This window comes from Kribbella sp. NPDC004875 (assembly GCF_042873375.1).
In the GTDB taxonomy this organism is placed as follows: Bacteria; Actinomycetota; Actinomycetes; order Propionibacteriales; family Kribbellaceae; genus Kribbella.
Genome location: NZ_JBIALI010000002.1, coordinates 490,318 through 509,336 on the forward strand (window position 1 = coordinate 490,318; position 19,019 = coordinate 509,336).

General features: G+C 69.0%; 17 protein-coding genes and 1 riboswitch. Of the genes, 11 read left to right on the forward strand and 6 right to left on the reverse strand.

Features of this window, described 5'->3' with window-relative positions:
* Nucleotides 1–20 precede the first annotated feature (20 nt).
* Complete coding sequence (locus tag ACFYRH_RS13400; RefSeq protein WP_387773059.1) at nt 21–632, reverse strand: GNAT family N-acetyltransferase; 612 nt, start codon at nt 630–632, stop codon at nt 21–23.
* Between the two features lie 63 nt (nt 633–695).
* On the reverse strand, nt 696–1,886 hold the full coding sequence (locus tag ACFYRH_RS13405) for a DUF418 domain-containing protein (RefSeq protein ID WP_387773062.1): 1,191 nt from the start codon (nt 1,884–1,886) through the stop codon (nt 696–698).
* Nucleotides 1,887–2,050: 164 nt separating this feature from the next.
* On the opposite strand from ACFYRH_RS13405, the gene paaA reads away from it, so the two are divergent.
* Genes paaA through paaE form a run of 5 tightly spaced genes read left to right on the forward strand, consistent with a single transcriptional unit; the run spans nt 2,051 to nt 5,533 of the window.
* Nucleotides 2,051–2,974, forward strand: a complete 924-nt coding sequence (gene paaA, locus ACFYRH_RS13410; protein WP_387773065.1) for a 1,2-phenylacetyl-CoA epoxidase subunit PaaA — start codon at nt 2,051–2,053, stop codon at nt 2,972–2,974.
* Nucleotides 2,971–3,252: a 1,2-phenylacetyl-CoA epoxidase subunit PaaB gene (gene paaB / locus ACFYRH_RS13415; protein ID WP_387773068.1), complete on the forward strand. Its 282-nt coding sequence runs from the start codon at nt 2,971–2,973 to the stop codon at nt 3,250–3,252. The genes paaA and paaB overlap by 4 nt, the downstream gene beginning before the upstream one ends.
* Nucleotides 3,249–3,983: a 1,2-phenylacetyl-CoA epoxidase subunit PaaC gene (paaC, locus tag ACFYRH_RS13420; RefSeq protein WP_387773071.1), complete on the forward strand. Its 735-nt coding sequence runs from the start codon at nt 3,249–3,251 to the stop codon at nt 3,981–3,983. Before paaB ends, paaC begins: the two co-directional genes overlap by 4 nt.
* Entirely contained in the window at nt 3,977–4,444 is a 468-nt protein-coding gene (gene paaD / locus ACFYRH_RS13425; RefSeq protein ID WP_387773074.1) for a 1,2-phenylacetyl-CoA epoxidase subunit PaaD, read from the forward strand. Before paaC ends, paaD begins: the two co-directional genes overlap by 7 nt.
* The gene (gene paaE / locus ACFYRH_RS13430) at nt 4,445–5,533 is read left to right on the forward strand and encodes a 1,2-phenylacetyl-CoA epoxidase subunit PaaE (RefSeq protein ID WP_387773077.1); all 1,089 of its coding nucleotides are present in this window, start codon (nt 4,445–4,447) and stop codon (nt 5,531–5,533) included. It begins immediately after the preceding gene.
* A gap of 103 nt (nt 5,534–5,636) precedes the next feature.
* On the opposite strand, the gene argG is transcribed toward paaE, so the two are convergent.
* Nucleotides 5,637–7,070 carry an argininosuccinate synthase gene (argG, locus tag ACFYRH_RS13435; protein ID WP_387773080.1) on the reverse strand — a complete coding sequence of 478 codons (1,434 nt, stop codon included), beginning with the start codon at nt 7,068–7,070 and terminating at the stop codon, nt 5,637–5,639.
* A 122-nt stretch (nt 7,071–7,192) separates the two neighbouring features.
* On the opposite strand from argG, the gene ACFYRH_RS13440 reads away from it, so the two are divergent.
* Nucleotides 7,193–8,002: a metal-dependent hydrolase gene (locus tag ACFYRH_RS13440; protein ID WP_387775267.1), complete on the forward strand. Its 810-nt coding sequence runs from the start codon at nt 7,193–7,195 to the stop codon at nt 8,000–8,002.
* On the opposite strand, the gene ACFYRH_RS13445 is transcribed toward ACFYRH_RS13440, so the two are convergent.
* Nucleotides 7,993–8,517, reverse strand: a complete 525-nt coding sequence (locus ACFYRH_RS13445) for a hypothetical protein (protein WP_387773083.1) — start codon at nt 8,515–8,517, stop codon at nt 7,993–7,995. The genes ACFYRH_RS13440 and ACFYRH_RS13445 overlap by 10 nt on opposite strands.
* Before the next feature lie 229 nt (nt 8,518–8,746).
* Between ACFYRH_RS13445 and dapA the strand changes: the two genes are divergently transcribed.
* Genes dapA through ACFYRH_RS13460 form a run of 3 tightly spaced genes read left to right on the forward strand, consistent with a single transcriptional unit; the run spans nt 8,747 to nt 12,422 of the window.
* On the forward strand, nt 8,747–9,661 hold the full coding sequence (gene dapA, locus ACFYRH_RS13450) for a 4-hydroxy-tetrahydrodipicolinate synthase (RefSeq protein ID WP_387773086.1): 915 nt from the start codon (nt 8,747–8,749) through the stop codon (nt 9,659–9,661).
* Complete coding sequence (locus tag ACFYRH_RS13455) at nt 9,658–11,352, forward strand: ribonuclease J (protein ID WP_387773089.1); 1,695 nt, start codon at nt 9,658–9,660, stop codon at nt 11,350–11,352. The genes dapA and ACFYRH_RS13455 overlap by 4 nt, the downstream gene beginning before the upstream one ends.
* A gap of 38 nt (nt 11,353–11,390) precedes the next feature.
* On the forward strand, nt 11,391–12,422 hold the full coding sequence (locus ACFYRH_RS13460) for a LacI family DNA-binding transcriptional regulator (protein ID WP_387773092.1): 1,032 nt from the start codon (nt 11,391–11,393) through the stop codon (nt 12,420–12,422).
* Here the strand turns inward: ACFYRH_RS13460 and ACFYRH_RS13465 are convergent.
* Entirely contained in the window at nt 12,396–13,484 is a 1,089-nt protein-coding gene (locus ACFYRH_RS13465) for a fatty acid desaturase family protein (RefSeq protein WP_387773095.1), read from the reverse strand. The two genes, ACFYRH_RS13460 and ACFYRH_RS13465, sit on opposite strands and share 27 nt — an antisense overlap.
* A gap of 109 nt (nt 13,485–13,593) precedes the next feature.
* On the opposite strand from ACFYRH_RS13465, the gene ACFYRH_RS13470 reads away from it, so the two are divergent.
* Nucleotides 13,594–15,120, forward strand: a complete 1,527-nt coding sequence (locus ACFYRH_RS13470) for an alkaline phosphatase D family protein (RefSeq protein WP_387773098.1) — start codon at nt 13,594–13,596, stop codon at nt 15,118–15,120.
* 240 nt (nt 15,121–15,360) lie between these two features.
* Entirely contained in the window at nt 15,361–17,430 is a 2,070-nt protein-coding gene (locus ACFYRH_RS13475) for a prolyl oligopeptidase family protein (protein WP_387773101.1), read from the forward strand.
* Between the two features lie 10 nt (nt 17,431–17,440).
* On the opposite strand, the gene ACFYRH_RS13480 is transcribed toward ACFYRH_RS13475, so the two are convergent.
* Nucleotides 17,441–18,805: an aminotransferase class V-fold PLP-dependent enzyme gene (locus ACFYRH_RS13480; protein ID WP_387773104.1), complete on the reverse strand. Its 1,365-nt coding sequence runs from the start codon at nt 18,803–18,805 to the stop codon at nt 17,441–17,443.
* 16 nt (nt 18,806–18,821) lie between these two features.
* A riboswitch (SAM riboswitch) is annotated at nt 18,822–18,935 on the reverse strand.
* Nucleotides 18,936–19,019 lie beyond the last annotated feature (84 nt).

A 19,019-nucleotide genomic window follows, 5' to 3' on the forward strand; every position in this document is an offset into this window, starting at 1 on the left:
ACTCGGTACCTACTCCGGGCCTACTCGGTGCCCGGGTCGGTGTGCAGGCGGATCTGCTTGATGCGGACCGACGCGTCGCCGTACAGGTCGAGTTCGCGGTGCGCGCCGTCGGGGGCCCAGCCGGACTCGGTGTAGAAGGCCCGCAGTACGTCGTCGGTGGAGTTGACCCAGACCGTCACGCGGCCGAAACCGTCGGCGCGGATCGTGTCGACGACCGCGTTCAGCAGCCGGGACCCGTGGCCGGCGCGGGTCGCCTCGGGACTGACCGCGAGCTCGGCGATCAACGCGTCGTGCTGCGGGTCGGCGTCCGGGTCGTCCGACGGCGTGATGGCCGCGAAGCCGACCAGCGTCCGGCCGGCCAGCGCGACCATCACCCGGTTGCGTGCCTCACCCGGCGCGAGCAGCGCGGCCCGCCACTGGGCCGCGAACTGCGCCGGGTTGAGGTCGGCGAGGACGTCGGCGGGAAGCAGTCCGGCATACGACGTCCGCCAGGCCGCGACCTGGATCTCGCCGATGTCGTTCGCCTCCGCCGGGAGTGCGAGTCGCACACTCGTCTCGGCCACCGGGGACTCGCCTGCCGGGGCGGACAAGTCGGAGAGGTTGGCGGGTTCCGGTACGCCGAAGTCGCTCATGCCCGCCATCCTCCCAAACCCGCTCCGTTTGCTTTCCTGCACCCTCGCAGTGCGGGTAGGCGGTCAGTAGACGAGTCGGCGGAGCAGGGTTTCGGCGGGGCCGCGGTAGGAACGGCGGCTCATCGCGTAGGCGCCGAGGACCGAGATGATCCAGACCCCGATCGCCACCAGCGCCGCGGTGTACGCCGTGCTGCTGAGCCGCAGGTTCAGCATGAACGGGGTGAGCAGCAGCGTCCAGGCGACCGACTGGAACAGGTACCCGGACAGCGACCGCTGACCGAGCGCGGAGATCGCGCGGACCGGCAGCGACAGCTTCTTGACCCGGGTGACCAGCAGCCCGAACAGGGCGACGTACCCGGGACCGCCGAACATCCCGCTGACGTGGGAGAGGGTGCCCATGGCATCGACCGCGGTCTTGTCGACGTGCAGCCAGCCGGCGCCGACCAGCGCGAGCGGGAGACCACCGACGATGGTCAGCCCGAGGCCGACGGCTGCGGTCCAGGTCAGCAGGGTCTTGTGTGCGCCCGGGTTCTCCAGGATCTGCTTGCGTGCGGCCCAGATGCCCAGCCAGACGATGACGCTGACGCCCAAGACGCTCGCCGCGTGCATCGGGTACTCCTGCAGCCGGTCGACCAGGCTCGCGACGTAGGACGTCGCGCCCAGCGACGGGTTCGGGGAGTTGGTCAACGGCTGCGCGGGACCGGAGCTGTTCACGACCGCGAGCACGGCCTTGGCGCCGAAGGCGAGGGCCTCGACCGCCATCAGGCCCCAGATCACGAACACGATCCGGTGGAACTTGTCGCTGCGATTGAGCAGGAACACGGTGCAGAGGATGCCGACGACGCCGTACGCGCCGAGGAAGTCGCCGAAGTACAGCAGGGTCGCGTGGATCAGGCCGAAGACGACCAGCCAGGCGTTGCGCTTCACCAGGATCCGCCGTACGGCGCCGGGCGTGGCGCCCGCCGATTGCTGCCGCCGGGCCAGCTGGACCAGGCCGTAGCCGAACATCACCGCGAACACCGGGTACGCCCGGGCGTCGACGAGGGTGAGTTTGAGGAAGTTCAGGATGCGTTCGAAGCCGTGCGGTGCGCTCTCCAGGCCGGGCTGGCCGGCGAACGCGAAGTTGGCGCTGTTCGCCAGGCCGATCAGCAGCAGCATCGCGCCGCGGATCAGGTCCGGCGCCAGCGCGCGCTCGCGTCCGGTGACCGGACCGCGGTGATCGACGGCCGGGGCGGCGGTAAGGGTGGTGGTCACGGGGTCCTCCGGGAAACTGTTAAGCCCTTGAACGGATAACAGAATCCTCGCCGGGTCCGGCCGGGCGCCCCAGTGCGTCACCCCCACTTCCCGAGGTAGGTCCAGCTCCACCTTTGTGACAGTTCCTGTTGATTCTGAGAAAAAGTGTCACATATGCTGAAGGCATGGACAGCTTCCAGGCGACGATCGACGCCGACGGCCGGATCGAGCCGCGGGATGCGATGCCGGACGGGTACCGCAAGACCCTGATCCGGCAGATCGCGCAGCACGCGCACTCCGAGATCATCGGCATGCAGCCCGAGGGCAACTGGATCAGTCGCGCGCCGTCGCTGCGCCGCAAGGCGATCCTGATGGCCAAGGTGCAGGACGAGGCCGGCCACGGTCTCTACCTGTACGCCGCCGCGGAGACGCTCGGCGTGGATCGCGCGGACCTGCTCGACCTGCTGCACAGCGGGAAGCAGAAGTACTCCAGCATCTTCAACTACCCGACCCTCACCTGGGCCGACATCGGCGCGATCGGCTGGCTGGTCGACGGCGCCGCGATCGTCAACCAGGTGCCGCTGTGCCGCTGCTCCTACGGGCCGTACGCGCGGGCGATGGTCCGGGTCTGCAAGGAGGAGTCGTTCCACCAGCGGCAGGGCTTCGAGATCCTGCACACGCTGTGCAACGGCACGGAGGGGCAGAAGGCGATGGCGCAGGACGCGCTGAACCGCTGGTGGTGGCCGTCGCTGATGATGTTCGGCCCGCCGGACTCCGCGTCGACGCATTCCGAGCAGTCGATGGCGTGGGGCATCAAGCGGCACAGCAACGACGAACTGCGGCAGCGTTTCGTCGACATGACCGTCCCGCAGGCCGACGTACTCGGGATCCGGGTGCCGGACGACGGGCTGTCGTACGACGACTCGACCGGGCACTACCGCTTCACCGAGCCGGACTACGCGGAGCTGTACGACGTTGTCAAGGGCAACGGTCCGTGCAACGAGCAGCGGCTCGCCAAGCGGGTGAAGGCGCACGAGGACGGCGCGTGGGTCCGCGAGGCCGCGGCTGCCTATGCGGCCAAGCGATCGGTGAAGGCGGGTGCCGCATGAGCGTCGAACCGTTGTGGGAGGTGTTCGTGCGGTCGCGGCGCGGACTGTCGCACACGCATGTCGGCAGCCTGCACGCCCCCGACGCGACGATGGCGCTGCGGAACGCGCGGGATGTCTACACCCGGCGTCAGGAAGGCGTGTCGATCTGGGTCGTGCGCGCGGCCGACATCACCGCGTCCTCGCCGGACGAGAAGGACGAGTTCTTCGACCCGGCGGCCGACAAGGTGTACCGGCACCCGACGTTCTACGAGGTCCCGGAAGGCGTCGAGCACCTGTGAACGACCTGTTCGCGTACACGCTCCGGCTCGCCGACGACGCGCTGATCGCGGCGCAGCGGACGGCCGAGTGGATCGCGTCCGCGCCGCAGCTCGAGGAAGACGTTGCGCTCGGCAACATCGGGCTCGACCAGCTCGGACAGGCCCGGTCGCTGCTGCAGTACGCCGGCTCGCTCGACGGCCGCACCGAGGACGACCTCGCCTACTTCCGGGACGAGCGCGAGTTCCTGAACCTGCAGATCTGCGAGCTGCCGAACGGCGACTTCGGCTTCGCGATGGCACGGTTGCTGTACTTCGCGACGTACCAGCAGTTGTTGTACGACGAGTTGCGAGCCCGCGGTGACGAGACGCTGGCCGGGGTGGCGGGGAAGGCGGTGAAGGAGGTCGCGTACCACGTCGACCATGCGACGCAGTGGGTGCTGCGGCTCGGCGACGGGACGGACGAGAGCCACCGGCGGATGCAGGCCGGGTTGGACGCGCTCTGGCCGTACACGGGGGAAATGTTCGAGTCCGACGAGCTCGTGCGGCGGTTGCCGGTTGCTGTCGATCCGTCCGCGCTGCAGGAGGTCTGGCTGGAGCGTGTCCTGGCGGTTGTGGACGAATCGACGTGTGAGCGGCCTACTTCGTCGTACCAACACAGTGGTGGCCGCGAGGGGCGGCATACCGAGCACATGGGCTACCTGCTTGCCGAGATGCAGCATGTGGCGCGATCCCATCCCGGTGCGACATGGTGACCGACGCGGCGGTCTTCGAGGCGGTCGGCGAGGTCACGGACCCCGAGGTCCCGGTGCTGACGATCGCTGACCTCGGAGTGCTGCGTGGGGTGCGGCACGAAGGCGACGAGGTGGTGGTGACGATCACGCCCACCTATTCGGGGTGCCCGGCGATGGATCTGATTCGCCACGAGGTCGAGCTGACGCTGAATCAGCTGGGCGTCGACGGTCGCGTCGAGACGGTGCTGTCGCCGGCGTGGACGACCGAGTGGATGAGCGCGGCGGGGAAGGCCAAGCTCACGGAGTACGGGATCGCGCCGCCGACCGGGACCGGCCCGGTGATGGTGAGTCTCAGCGTGCGGTGTCCGCTGTGTGGATCGCTCGACACGAGCGAGCTCAGCCGCTTCGGCTCCACCTCGTGCAAGTCGCTCTGGCGGTGCAACGCGTGCCGTGAACCCTTCGACCACTTCAAGGCGATCTAGATGACGACCACAAGGGCGCCCCGGCGGCGTGCGACGTTCCATTCCTTGAAGGTGGCGGCGATCGACGCGATCACCGACGACTCGGTCGCGATCACGTTCGCCGTACCGCCGGAGCTCGCGGGGGAGTACGAGTTCTCCGCGGGGCAGCACCTGACGATCCGGCGTACCGGGGAAGAGGTGCGCCGGAGCTACTCGATCTGCTCGCCGGAGGGATCAGGGGTACTGCGGATCGGGGTGAAGCGGATCCCGGGCGGCGACTTCTCGTCGTACGCGGCGAAGGACCTGCGGGTCGGTGACGAGCTCGAGGTGATGACGCCGCTCGGCCGGTTCGGCACCACGCTGGAGCCGGGCAACGCGAAGCACTACGCGTTCGTCGCCGCCGGAAGTGGGATCACGCCGGTGCTGTCACTGGTCGCGACGGTCCTGTCGGTCGAGCCGGCGAGCCGCGTCACGCTGCTGTACGGCAACCGCACCGCTGGTTCGGTGATGTTCGCCGACGAGCTCGCCGATCTGAAGGACCGGTACGCCGAACGCTTCCACCTGGTGCACGTGTTGTCGCGGGAGACGACCGAGGTGGAGTTGTTCAGCGGCCGCATCGACGGGGACCGTTTGCAGCGGATGTTCGCGACGATCCTCCCGCTGAACTCGGTCGACGAGTGGTTCCTCTGCGGGCCGTACGCGATGGTCGTCGGCGCCCAGGAGCTACTGCTGGGCGAGGGTGTTGCCCGCGAGCACGTGCACGCCGAGCTCTTCCACGTCGGCGACGACGCACCGACAGCACCCGTCGAGGAGTCCGCGACGGACGAGGACGCCGCCCAGGTGACGATCATCCTCGACGGCCGCCGCTCCACGTTCGCGCTGCCGGAGCACGCCAAGGCGGTCCTCGACGCGACCCTCGCGGTTCGCTCGGACGCGCCGTTCGCCTGCAAGGGCGGTGTCTGCGGCACCTGCCGGGCGAAGGTCCTGGACGGCAGCGTCCGGATGGACACCAACTGGGCCCTCGAGCCCGACGAGATCCGCGCAGGCTACGTCCTCACCTGCCAGTCCCACCCCACCACGCCCACGGTCACCCTCGACTACGACGCCTGACAGCGCGAACCCTCCAACTCGGGGGTCATCCCTCGAGTTGGAGGTTTGCCCCCTCGGAATTCAAGGGGGCAAGCCATCGCTTGAGCGGGCAAGCAGCGTTGAGTTAGTCGGTGCCGGCTTCCATGGCGGCGCGGTCGAGGAGTTCGTCCTCCTCGGTGGCCTCGCCGCGGGAGGCGATCGCCTCGGCGCCACCGGTCGGGAGCTCGCCGATCAGGTCGGTGGACGACGCCAGCGCCGGGTTCGAGGAGCCGAACATCCCGAGGCCGGCGTACTGCTCGAGCTTCGCGCGCGAGTCGGCGATGTCCAGGTTCCGCATGGTCAGCTGGCCGATCCGGTCGACCGGGCCGAACGCCGAGTCCTCGATCCGCTCCATCGACAGCTTGTCCGGGTGGTAGCTGAGCGCCGGGCCGGTGGTGTCGAGGATCGAGTAGTCCTCGCCGCGCCGCAGCCGTAGCGTGACCTCGCCGGTGACCGCCGTACCGACCCAGCGCTGCAGGGACTCCCGGATCATCAGCGACTGTGGGTCCAGCCAACGACCTTCGTACATCAGCCGGCCGAGCTTGCGGCCCTCGGTGTGGTAGCTCGCGAGCGTGTCCTCGTTGTGGATCGCGTTCACCAGCCGCTCGTACGCCGCGTGCAGCAGCGCCATCCCAGGAGCCTCGTAGATTCCCCGGGACTTCGCCTCGATGACCCGGTTCTCGATCTGGTCCGACATCCCCAGCCCGTGCCGGCCGCCGATCGCGTTCGCCTCCAGCACCAGGTCGACCGCGGTACCGAACTCCTTGCCGTTGATGGTCACCGGCCGGCCCTGCTCGAACCCGATCGTGACGTCCTCGGGGGCGATCTCGACCGCCGGGTCCCAGTGCTTCACACCCATGATCGGGTCGACCGTCTCGAGTCCGGTGTCGAGGTGCTCGAGGGTCTTCGCCTCGTGCGTCGCGCCCCAGATGTTCGCGTCGGTGGAGTACGCCTTCTCGGTGCTGTCCCGGTACGGCAGGCCGTGGGCGACCAGCCACTCGGACATCTCCTTCCGGCCGCCCAGCTCGTGCACGAACTGCGCGTCCAGCCACGGCTTGTAGATCCGCAGCTGCGGATTCGCGAGCAGGCCGTAGCGGTAGAACCGCTCGATGTCGTTGCCCTTGAACGTCGACCCGTCGCCCCAGATCTGGACGTCGTCGTCGAGCATCGCCCGGACCAGCAGCGTGCCGGTCACCGCCCGTCCGATCGGGGTGGTGTTGAAGTACGTCCGGCCGCCGGACCGGATGTGGAAGGCGCCGCAGGCCAGCGCCGCGAGACCTTCCTCGACCATCGCCGTACGGCAGTCGACCAGGCGGGTGATCTCGGCGCCGTACGCCGTGGCGCGGCCCGGGACCGACTCGATGTCAGGCTCGTCGGCCTGACCCAGATCGGCGGTGTACGTGCACGGGATCGCACCCTTGTCCCGCATCCACGCAACCGCAACCGACGTGTCGAGACCACCCGAGAAGGCAATCCCGACCCGCTCACCGACCGGCAAAGAAGTAAGCACCTTGGACACAGGAAGAGTATGCATCACCCTGGATGATTATGCAAAGCAGGTCAGGAAATCGCGGGGCTGGTGTGACTGGTGCGTCGAGTGGGGGAGGATGTAGCTCGAGTGAGGGGAGTGAGGCGCGGATGATGGGGCGGTCGCATGCTCTGTCGGGGTGGTGTGCCGGGTTGGCGGTGGCCCCGCTGATCGGACTGACCACCGTGGCGGAGGTGGTGCCGTTCGCGGCGGCCACTGCTGGTTACGCGTTGGTGCCCGACCTGGACCACCCAGGAGCGAGCGCCTCCCGGCTGCTCGGCCCGGTGACCCGGCTCGTGTCCGGAGCCGTCCGGGCTTTCTCCGGTGTCCTCTACAACCTCACCAAAGGCCCACGCGACGAGGACAGCACCGGCAAGCACCGCCACGCGACCCACACGGTCGTCGCGGCGATCCTGCTCGGCATGCTCGCAGCCGGCCTCGGCGACCGCGGCAAGTGGGCCGTGCTGGCAGTAGCTGTGACCGGACTGGTGCTCGCCGCCGACGCACTCGGCGACTGGATCGTCCTCGCCGTCCTCGGCGCCGCCGGGTGGTCCGTGATCAGCACCCAAGGCGCGGGTACGGCGCTCCCCGGAACCGCGGCCGCCGACGCGCTCCAAACAGGTCTGACCCAGATCGGCGGCTGGATCGGAGTCGCCGTCGCGCTGGGCATGTTCGTGCACTGCCTCGGCGACAGTCTGACGCGCTCGGGCTGCCCCTGGCTGTGGCCACTCCCGATCGCCGGCGAGACCTGGTACGAGATCCGCCTGCCGAAACTCCTCCGGTTCCGCACCGGCAGTTGGGTGGAGCACCTGGTCGTCGTACCGCTCCTGGCCGTCGGCGCCGTACTGCTCCTACCGGGCGCTGTCCAAGTGGTCGAGCGGTTCTTCGACGCGACGTCGATCTGGATCGCCGGTCAGTCCTGAAGCCGCCCACCCAGGTACGACGGGACGCCCCGCGACTCGAGTGACGCGGCGAAGCGTTGCTGGTTGCGCGCGTTCGGCCACACCTCCAGGAAGAACAGCGGGAGGGCGAGCACGGCTCCGATCAGCACCACCCAGAAGCTCTGGACGACGAACGCCAGCGCGACCGAGACCAGGAACACGCCCTCGCACACTGCGAACCGGGTGAACGTCGACGCGGTGAACCGCCGCCACGACTCGGCTTCGATCTCGGCGGCGGAGCGGGCGGAGTGAGCGGAGTGCTCGAGTGCCGGAGTACGGAATCCGGCCAGCTCGCAGAACGAGTACGCGGCGGCGGCCGCGGCCAGCACCACGAGCGGCGCCCAGGTCGCCGGGAACTCGCCGATTCCGTCGGTGGCGAGCACGAACCAGAGCACCAGAGTGATCATCGGGATCGCACCGGCCATCGCGGCGCAGGTGACGGTGAGACTCTGCTGAGCCGCGGGCGGTGTGGAGGATGGTGTGGAGGATGTCGACACGCGGATGACCCTAGCGGTCTCGGAAGTCACCGATTTATCGACACAGAGCACTCGTATGATCACGCAAAGTATTCGCAGAAGTTTTTCCGGACTTTTTTGGTGGAAGCTGTAACGACTACGGGGCGGGGCCCGATAGGACGAGTGAGCCTGGTGGCTGCCCGGACCCCCGAGCGGACAGCCACCAGGCCTACTCATTTCTTCAGGGTCCGGGAGCGGTAATCTGAGGCTCATGTCCTCGCCAGAGTCCACGCCCTCGCAGGCGCTGCCGTTCGGCCGCCTGACGACCGCGATGATCACCCCGTTCCGGGCCGACGGTTCGCTCGATCTCGACGCCGCCCAGCGGGTCGCGACCCATCTCGTCGACGGCGGTAACGACGCCCTGGTGCTGAACGGGACCACCGGCGAGGCGCCGACCACGTCGGACCAGGAGAAGGTCCAGCTGATCGAGGCCGTCCGGGAGGCGATCGGCGACCGCGCCCTGATCGTCGCCGGCGTCGGTACCAACGACACCGCGCACACGATCGAGTGCGCCAAGCAGGCCGAGGCCGCGGGTGCACACGGTCTGCTCGTCGTCACGCCGTACTACAACAAGCCTCCGCAGGACGGGCTGCGCGCGCACTTCACCGCGGTCGCCGACGCCACCGGCCTGCCGAACATGCTGTACGACATCCCCGCCCGGTCCGGCGTCGAGATCAAGACGGAGACCTTGATCGCGCTCGCCGAGCACCCGCGGATCGTCGCGGTGAAGGACGCCAAGGGTGACCTCGCCGGGACCACCAAGGTGCTGGCGAACACCGATCTGTTCTACTACTGCGGTGCCGATGAGCTGAATCTCGCCTCCCTGGCGATCGGCGCGGTCGGCATCGCGAGCGTGGTAGCCCATGTCGCGAGCCGGGAGTACCGGCAGCTGATCGACGCCGTGGTGGCCGGCGACCTCGCCACCGCGCAGGAGATCGACCGACGGCTGGTGCCCGCCGTCGAGGCGATCATGACCAGGACCCAGGGCGCCATCATGGTGAAGGCCGCGCTCAAGCTGGCCGGCGTCATCGAGCACGCGACGCTCCGGTCGCCGTTGGTTGAGGCGACGGCAGCGCAAGTGGACCGGCTCACCACCGACTTGAAGCAGGCAGGACTGATTGCATGAGCCATCCCCATCCAGATCTCGACGCGCCCGGACCTCTCGCTCCGGGCGCTTTGCGGGTCATCCCGCTCGGCGGCCTCGGCGAGGTCGGCCGGAATATGACGGTGTTCGAGTACGACGGCAAGCTGCTCATCGTGGACTGCGGCGTACTCTTCCCGGACGAGAACCAGCCCGGCGTGGACCTGATCCTGCCGGACTTCGAGCCGATCCGGGACCGTCTCGACGACATCGTCGCGGTGGTTCTGACGCACGGCCACGAGGACCACATCGGCGGGTTGCCCTACCTGCTGCGTGAGCGGGGCGACATCCCGGTTGTCGGGTCGCAGCTCACGCTCGCGCTGCTCGAGGGCAAGCTGAAGGAGCACCGGCACCGCAACGTGCCGCAGCAGACCGTGGTCGAGGGCGAGAAACTCCAGATCGGACCGTTCGTCTGCGAGTTCGTGGCGGTCAACCACTCGATCCCGGACGCGCTGGCGGTGGCGATCAAGACGCCGGCCGGAGTCGTGCTGCACACCGGTGACTTCAAGATGGACCAGCTGCCGCTGGACAACCGGATCACCGACCTGCGCGCGTTCGCCCGGCTCGGCGAGGAGGGCGTCGACCTGTTCATGGTCGACTCCACCAACTCCGAGGTGCCCGGGTTCACCACCCACGAGCGCGACATCGCGCCGGTGCTGGACCGGGTCTTCACCAAGGCGAAGAACCAGCGCATCATCGTCGCCTGCTTCGCCTCGCACGTGCACCGCGTGCAGCAGGTGATGGACGCCGCGGTGAAGCACCACCGCAAGGTCGCGTACGTCGGCCGCTCGATGGTCCGCAACATGGGCGTGGCCCGGGACCTCGGCTTCCTGACCGTGCCCGGCGACACGCTGATCGACATGCGGGACCTGGACAACTACCCGCCGGAGCGGGTGGTGCTGGTGTCGACCGGTTCGCAGGGCGAGCCGATGTCGGCGCTGTCCCGGATCGCGGCCAACGACCACAACGTCGTCCAGCTGCAGCCGGGTGACACCGTCGTGCTGGCGTCGTCGCTGATCCCGGGCAACGAGAATTCGGTCTACCGGGTGATCAACGGCCTGATCCGGCACGGCGCGAACGTCATCCACAAGGGCAACGCGCTGGTGCACGTCTCCGGTCACGCCAGCGCCGGCGAGCTGCTGTACTGCTACAACATCGTGAAGCCGCGCAACGTGATGCCGGTGCACGGCGAGGTCCGGCACCTGCACGCGAACGCCGACCTGGCGGTGCAGACCGGCGTACCGCGGGAGAACGTGGTCGTCGTCGAGGACGGCGTGGTGGTCGACCTGATCGACGGCAAGGCCGTGGTGGCGGGCAAGGTCGACTGCGGGTACGTGTTCGTCGACGGCTCGACCGTCGGAGACATCACCGAGACCTCACTGAAGGACCGCCGGATCCTCGGGGACGAGGGCTTCATCTCGGTGATCGCGGTGATGGACTCGGTGACCGGGAAGCTGACCGCCGGGCCGGAGATCCAGGCCCGCGGGTTCGCCGAGGACGACACGGTCTTCGACGACCTGAAGCCGAAGATCGAGGCCGAGATCGAGAAGGCGATCGGCGGCGGCGTCGATGACATGTACCAGTTGCAGCAGGTGATCCGCCGGGTGGTGGGCAAGTGGGTCAGCGACACCCACCGCCGCCGCCCGATGATCATTCCGGTCGTCGTCGAAAGCTAGTAACGTCGGCGCGACTTAGACGAAGGGGTGGGCCGGCGATGAGTGTCAGTGGAGTGAACGGGACGGGCCAGCGCCGGCCCACGATGAAGGAGGTCGCCGCCCGGGCCGGGGTCGCGTTGAAGACCGTGTCCCGGGTGGTGAACGAGGAGCCGAACGTCAGCCCGGAGCTGACCGCCAAGGTCCAGGCGGCGATCAAGGAGCTCAACTACACCCCGAACGAGTCGGCCCGGATGCTGCGCCGCGGCAAGACCGGGACGATCGCCGTGGTGATCCGCGATATCGGCGACCCGTTCTTCGCCTCGCTCGGCCGCGCGGTCGAGCTGTGGGCGCGGTCGTCCGGCTCGGTGGTGATGATCGGTCTGACCGACGAGGACCCGGAGCGGGAGAAGGACGTCTGCCTGGAGTTCGTCGCTCGCCGGCCGGACGCGCTGATCATGGCGCCGATCGGCGAGACCCAGGACTATCTCGCCCCGCACGTGGACGCCGGGATGGCGGTCGTCACGATCGACCGTCCCGCGCACGGGATCGAGGCGGACGCCGTCCTCGCGGACAACGCCGGCGGGATCGACCAGGCGATCGATCACCTGGTCCGGCAGGGTCACCGCCGGATCGCGTACCTCGGTGACGACGAGCGGATCTTCACCGCCCGCGAGCGCGTCGTGGCCTACCGGGCGGCGATGGCGCGGCACCGGATCGACGTCGACGAGGACCTGGTGCACCTGTCCGAGCCGACCACCGAGGGCATCGGTATCACGCTGTCGGCCGTCCTCGACCGCGCCGAGCCCGCCACGGCGCTGCTGTCGGCGAACAACATGACGACCGCCGAGGTACTGCGGGGCCTCGCGGGCCGCCGGGACCGGGTCGCCCTGGTCTCGTTCGACGACCTGCAGCTCGGCGACCTACTCAGTCCTGGCCTGACCGCGGTCGCCCAGTCGGCCGACGTGATGGCCCGGACCGCGATCCAGCTGATGACCGAACGCCTCCCGGAGCCACACCGCCCCGGGCGCACGGTCCGCGTCCCGGTGAAGCTGACGATCCGCGGCTCAGGCGAGATCCCGCCCGCCCGCTGACCCCGCGGTCCGCAGTTCGGTGGCGAGTGGGCAGTCGAACGGGTCGCGGGCCCGGAGACCGACGTTGTTCAGGTAGCCGACGACGATCCGGTACGACGTGAACAGGCCGACCTCGGCGTACGGGATGCCGTGAATCTCGCAGTACTCGCGGACGATCGGCTGCACCCGCCGGAGCGTCGGTCGCGGCATGCTCGGGAACAGGTGGTGCTCGATCTGGTAGTTGAGCCCGCCCATCGCGAGGTCGGTGAGCACACCGCCGCGGATGTTGCGTGACATCAGCACCTGGCGGCGCAGGAAGTCGAGCTTCGTTCCGGCCGGCGCGATCGGCATGCCCTTGTGGTTCGGGGCGAAGGCGGCACCGAGGCAGACCCCGAAGACCGCGAGCTGCAGCCCGAGGAACGCGCTCGCCTTCCCGACCGGCAGCAGCAGGTAGAGCGCGGCGACGTACGCCGTGATGCGCGAGGCAACGACCGCGGCCTCGATCCGATCGGTCCGGCTCGCACCGGGCCGCAGCAGATGCGTGAGGCTCGACGCGTGCAGGCCGACCCCTTCGAGGGTGAGCAGCGGGAAGAACAACCAGCCCTGCCGCGCGGCGATCCATCGGCCCAGCGGCCCGCGCGCGGCGACGGCTCCCGGGTGGAAGGCGACGGCTCTGAGTTGGACGTCGGGATCCTTGCCGACCTGGTTCGGGGCCGCGTGGTGCTTGTTGTGCTTGGCCCGCCACCAACTGACGCTCATGCCGAGTACGCCGCCGGCCAGGATGCGGGCCGTCCAGTCGTTGCGGGCGTTCGAGTGGAAGATCTGCCGGTGCGCGCTGTCATGGCTGAGGAACGCGACCTGCACCAGAACCAGCGCCAACGCTCCGGCGAGCCAGAGCTGGTGCCAGGAATTGCCGAGCAGAACGAAGCACGCGGCGACGGCGACCAGGGCGCCGAGCACGATGCTCATCCGGGTGACGTAGTACCCCTGCCGACGCCGGAGCAGGCCGAGGTCACGGACGGCCTGGAGGAGATCGGTGTAAAGACTCACGTACTGCTGCTGCGCTGTCTGAGGGGGACGCACGCGTTCATCATCGGGCCTGCGATCCGCCAGGCATAGGCACGCTGGTGATTTGCCGCCAAGTTCGCCGGGGAGTCACCTTGCGGTCACTCGTGAAGCGCACCTTCGGGTCATGACACTGAGCCGCCGCCAGCTCCTGGCCGCATCCACGGCCGCGGGCGCGTCCCTCGCCGTACCGGGCGTGACCGCAACCGCCGTGCCGAACCTCGTCCGTCGCGACCGGGCCGCGCTGCCGTCCGGGATCGCGAGCGCCGACGTCACGCCGAACTCGGCCGTCGTCTGGTCGCGCACCGACCGCCCCGGCCGGCTGGTCGTCCAGCTGACCAGCCACGGACGCTTCGACAAGGCGATCAGCCTGCGCGGTCCGAAGACCGACCCCGTCGACGACTTCACCGCGCGGCTGCCGCTGCGTGGTCTGCGGCCGGGCCAGCGCTACGACTACCGGATCGGGTTCGAGGACGCGAACGGCCGGATCGGCGAGACCCTGGACGGCTCGTTCAGTACGCCGGGCCGCAACCGGCCGGTGTCGTTCGTCTTCACCGGCGACACCGCGGGCCAGGGCTACGGCATCAACCCGGACCTCGGCGGGATGATCGCGTACCAGGCGATGCACGACACCCGGCCGGACTTCTTCCTGCACTCCGGCGACAACATCTACGCCGACGGCCCGATCCAGGCCGAGCTGAAGGTTGCCGACGGCACCGTCTGGAAGAACGTGGTGACCGAGGAGGTCTCGAAGGTCGCCGAGACGCTGGCCGAGTACCGCGGGCGGTACAAGTACAACCTGATGGACGGCAACGTGCGGTCGCTGTACGCCGACGTACCGCTGATCGCGCAGTGGGACGACCACGAGACGCTGAACAACTGGTACCCGGGGGAGATCCTCAGCGACGACCGGTACGCCGAGAAGCGCGTCGACGTACTCGCGGCGCGGGCGAAGAAGGCGTTCCTCGAGTACCTGCCGATGGAGCACGTCGGCGGGCGAGACCGGATCTACCGCAAGGTCGGCTACGGCCCGCTGGTCGACGTGTTCTGCCTGGACATGCGGACGTACCGCGGTGCGAACCCGGTGCCGTCGACGGTCGGCCCGGTCGCGATGCTCGGCGCCGAGCAGGCCGCCTGGCTGGTGCGTGAGGTCGCGGCGTCCAAGGCGACCTGGAAGGTGATCGCCAGCGACATGCCGCTCGGACTGCTGGTGCCCGACGGCGACCTGATCGAGGCGGTCGGCAACGGTCTGCCCGGTGCACCCGGTGGTCGCGAGCACGAGATCGCGTGGGTGCTGAGCCAGTTCAAGAAGCGCAAGGTCCGCAACGCGATCTGGCTGACCGCGGACGTGCACTACGCCGCGGCCCACCACTACGACCCGGCCCGCGCGGCGTTCACCGACTTCGACCCGTTCTGGGAGATCGTGGCCGGTCCGATCAACGCCGGGACGTTCGGGCCGAACGCGCTGGACGGCACGTTCGGGCCGGAGGTCGTGTGGTCGAAGGCGGCCGACTTCCCGAACCAGTCGCCGGCCGGCGGCAACCAGTTCTTCGGTCACACCACGATCGACCCACGGACCGGCGTGTTCACCGTGTCGCTGCGCAACCTGTTCGGCAAGGTGCTCTGGTCGAAGGACATCAACCCCACCCGATAGAGCGTGGTTGAGAGGCCCGTCACTGACGGGTCCGTCGTACTCACCGGGCCCCGGCGCCTGCGCGGGATGCCGCCCACCGGGGCCGGTGAGTACGACGCCTTCTCCGGCTAAGTTTGGCCCCATGACTGTACTGATGCCACGCCTCCGGCGCGGCGGGTCATGGGGCTGGAACTCCCGCCCTTCCCTCGTCGCTCCAGTCGCTTCGCTCCCTACGCTCCTCAGTCCAGGGCGGGAGACCCCATGACCTATCCGGAAAGCCGCCGCGACGATGTGGTCGAGACGTTGCACGGGCACGAGATCGCCGATCCCTACCGCTGGCTGGAAGACCCCGACGCGGACGACACCCAGGACTGGGTGCGCCGGCAGAACGCCTTCACCGAGGACGAGCTGTCGGGCTATGCCGAACGCGCGTGGTTCCAGCGCACGATGTCCGCGATCCTCGCGCGGCCGCGAGCCGGCGTACCGGTGAAGAAGGCCGGTTGGTACTTCGCCGGGCGCAACGACGGCACGCAGGCGCAGGACGTGATCTATGTCGCCGAGTCGCTCGACGAACTGCTCACCGGCGGCCGGGTCCTGATCGACCCGAACACGCTGTCCGCCGACGGCACCGACTCGCTCGGCTCGTTCACCGTCAGCCCGGACGGCAAGTACTTCGCGTACGGCATCAACGAGAGCGGCAGCGACTGGACGACGTTCCGGCTGCTCGACATCGCCACCGGTACGCCGGTCGACGACGTGGTGTCCGAGGCCAAGTTCTCCGAGGCGACGTGGCTCCCGGACAGTTCGGCGTACCTCTATCTGCACTACCCGACGAGTGGGCGGAGTGAGGGGACCGAGACCACCTCGCTGGCTGCCGGGCGGCTGATGCTGCACAAGGTCGGCTCTGCGCAGTCCGAGGACCAGTTGGTACTGACCATCCCGGACAAGGAGCAGTACTTCTACGCACCCGAGGTGTCCGACGACGACCGGTACCTCGTCGTCCACATCACCGAGGGGACCGACCCGAGCACGCGGCTCTGGGTCTACCCGACCACCTCCGACGGGCTGGGCGAGCCGATCAAGGTCGTGGACGAGTTCACCGACGAGATCGCCTTCGTGCGGATGTCGGGCGACCACCTCGTGCTGCGGACCGACCGGGACGCGTCACGGGGTCGTGTGGTGCTGTCGACGCTGGACGGCGAGTTCACCGACCTCATCCCGGAGGGCGAGGCGACGCTGCAGGCAGTCCGCGGTACGGCGAACGGTCTGGCCACGCTGACACTCGTCGACGCGCAGTCGGTGCTGACGCTCTATGCGCTGGACGGCTCCGGTGCGCGCGTGGTCGACGTACCGGGTGGGGGAGTGGTGGGGCTCAACGCGTCACCGGAGTACGACGAGCTGTTCATCGGGCTGTCGACGACGACCGACCCCACCCTGTCGTATGTCGTGTCGACCGGGTCAGGTGAGGTACGGGCACTGCCGGAGCTGGTCCGCGGCTCTGGTGGCTTCACACCGCCGCAGGTCACCGTGACGCGCCAGATGGCTCCCGGGCGCGACGTGCCGTACTTCCTGATCACCCGGTCCGACCTGGACTTCTCCACACCGCGCCCGACCCTGATGTGGGGGTACGGCGGCTTCCGCATCCCGATCCAGGCGGACTACCGCCCTGGCTGGCCGGCGTGGCTCGCCGCGGGCGGCGTACTGGTCATCGCCAACCTGCGTGGCGGTGGTGAGTACGGGACCGACTGGCACGATGCGGGCCGGCTGAAGAACAAGCAGAACGTGTTCGACGACTTCATCGCGGTCGCGGAGCACCTGCGCGACACCGGCGTGACCACTCCGGGGCAGCTGGCCATGCACGGCCGCAGCAACGGCGGACTGCTCGTCGGCGCGGTCATGACGCAGCGCCCGGACCTCTTCGCGGTCGCACTGCCCGGTGTGGGTGTGCTGGACATGCTGCGGTTCCACAAGTTCACCGTGGGAGCGGCGTGGGCGTCGGACTACGGTCTGCCGGATGATCCCGAGCAGTTCGAGGACCTGTTGGCGTACTCGCCGCTGCATCGCGTCAGCGACGGGACGGCGTACCCGGCGACTCTGGTGGTCACAGGTGACCACGACGACCGGGTGGTGCCGTTGCACAGCCACAAGTTCATCGCGACCCTGCAGCATGCCCAGTCCGATCCGCGGCCAGTCTTGACGCGCGTCGAGGTCAACACCGGCCATGGCTTCGGAAAGCCCGCCGCGATGGTCGCTGCGGAGTGGGCGGACCTACTGGCGTTCGCTGCTCACCATGTAGGTCTCGATGTAGGTCTCGTACCTCCTGAGCAGTAGGAGGGCTGCGTCACCAGATCCGCGGAGCCTGGAGGTCGCGGGGGTCGTCGGCCGGCTGACAGCCGTGCGCGCTCTCCGCGTACTCCGTCCGCGGTCCGGTGGTCGCGAGCGTCCGGACGGCGTTGACGAGGCGGTCCACGTGCTCCCGGGTCGTTCCGAGGCCGAGGCTGGCGCGGACCGCCGTACCGTGCTCCGGGGAGTTGGCGAGCAGGTGGCCGACCAGCGGGTGTGCACAGAACTTGCCGTCGCGGACACCGATGCCGTACTCCGCGCTCAGGGCCGCGGACACCAGCGTCGAGGTCAGACCGGCGACGGTGAAACAGACCGTGCCGACGCGGTCGGCGTCTGCACCGAAGATCGAGTACGTCGTGACGTTGTCGATCTGCGCGAGCCCGGTGCGCAGGCGGGCCAGCAGGCTCCGCTCGTGCTGCTCGATGGCGTCGCGGTGCTTGCTGATCGCGGCGCAGGCCGAAGCGAGGGCGATCGCACCGATGACGTTCGGGGAGCCACCTTCGTGCCGCGCCGGCCCGGTCGACCAGATCACGGTGTCCTCGGTGACCGCGTGGGTCGCGCCACCGCCGTACAGGTACGGGTCGGCGGCGTCGAGCCAGTCGGAGCGGCCGATCAGTGCGCCGGCGCCGTACGGGGCGTAGAGCTTGTGACCGGACAGTGCGACCCAGTCGACGTCCAGCGTGGCGATGTCGACCGGGCGGTGCGGCGCCAGCTGCGCGGCGTCGAGGCAGACCCGGGCACCGTGGGCCTTGGCGACGGCGGCGATCTCGGCGATCGGGAAGATCTCGCCGGTCACGTTGGACGCGCCGGTGACGACCACCAGACGCGGACCCTCGGGCGCCCGACGGAGGGCGTCGGCGACGTTGCTCACTGCCTCGGTCTGGCTCGCCGGAGCCTTCAGACGCACCGTGCGCTCAGCCGGCCAGGGCAGCAGCGCCGCGTGGTGCTCGGACTCGAACACGATCACGGTCGCGTCCGCCGGCACGGCGTGGGCCAGGAGGTTCAACGCGTCGGTGGTCTGCCGGGTGAAGATCACCTGGTCGTCCGCCCGAGCACCGACGAACGCGTGCACCTCGGCGCGCGCCCGCTCGTACCACTGGGTGGTGATGCGCGAGGCGTACCCGTTTCCGCGGTGCACTGACGCGTACGACGGCAGCGCGGCCTCGACGCTGTTCCGCACCGACTCCAGACACGGCGCGCTCGCACCGTGGTCGAAGTTCGCGTAGTCGGTGACGCGGCCGTCGGCGAGCGGGACCAGCAGATCCGAGCCGACGGTGGCGGGGATGCTGCCGGTCGCGAGCCGGGCGACGGTCGGTCGCGAGGACGTCGTACTGGCCGGCTCGAGGATGGACAGGATCGACATGAGGATGCTCCCAGGAAGTCCGCACTTGCCGAACGGGGTATCCGCACGGCCTGGTCTTCACCCGGGGCACCCCACCGCGGAGGAGGGTTGCCGGCCAGCTAGCCGGGGCTTGTCGCTGGCACTCATGACCTGCCGTGAACGGTAACGAACGGGACACGGGGTCCGCCAGTGCGAATCTCATGTGATGAGATAGGCGAACACATCGTGGACACGG

What these genes read in the sequence shown, in the direction of transcription:
- ACFYRH_RS13400 (WP_387773059.1), bottom strand. Translation starts at nt 632, where the DNA reads ATGAGCGACTTCGGCGTACCGGAACCCGCCAACCTCTCCGACTTGTCC.
- paaA (WP_387773065.1), top strand. Translation starts at nt 2,051, where the DNA reads ATGGACAGCTTCCAGGCGACGATCGACGCCGACGGCCGGATCGAGCCG.
- paaB (WP_387773068.1), top strand. Translation starts at nt 2,971, where the DNA reads ATGAGCGTCGAACCGTTGTGGGAGGTGTTCGTGCGGTCGCGGCGCGGA.
- paaD (WP_387773074.1), top strand. Translation starts at nt 3,977, where the DNA reads ATGGTGACCGACGCGGCGGTCTTCGAGGCGGTCGGCGAGGTCACGGAC.
- paaE (WP_387773077.1), top strand. Translation starts at nt 4,445, where the DNA reads ATGACGACCACAAGGGCGCCCCGGCGGCGTGCGACGTTCCATTCCTTG.
- ACFYRH_RS13440 (WP_387775267.1), top strand. Translation starts at nt 7,193, where the DNA reads ATGGGGCGGTCGCATGCTCTGTCGGGGTGGTGTGCCGGGTTGGCGGTG.
- dapA (WP_387773086.1), top strand. Translation starts at nt 8,747, where the DNA reads ATGTCCTCGCCAGAGTCCACGCCCTCGCAGGCGCTGCCGTTCGGCCGC.
- ACFYRH_RS13455 (WP_387773089.1), top strand. Translation starts at nt 9,658, where the DNA reads ATGAGCCATCCCCATCCAGATCTCGACGCGCCCGGACCTCTCGCTCCG.
- ACFYRH_RS13460 (WP_387773092.1), top strand. Translation starts at nt 11,391, where the DNA reads ATGAGTGTCAGTGGAGTGAACGGGACGGGCCAGCGCCGGCCCACGATG.
- ACFYRH_RS13470 (WP_387773098.1), top strand. Translation starts at nt 13,594, where the DNA reads ATGACACTGAGCCGCCGCCAGCTCCTGGCCGCATCCACGGCCGCGGGC.
- ACFYRH_RS13475 (WP_387773101.1), top strand. Translation starts at nt 15,361, where the DNA reads ATGACCTATCCGGAAAGCCGCCGCGACGATGTGGTCGAGACGTTGCAC.
- ACFYRH_RS13480 (WP_387773104.1), bottom strand. Translation starts at nt 18,805, where the DNA reads ATGTCGATCCTGTCCATCCTCGAGCCGGCCAGTACGACGTCCTCGCGA.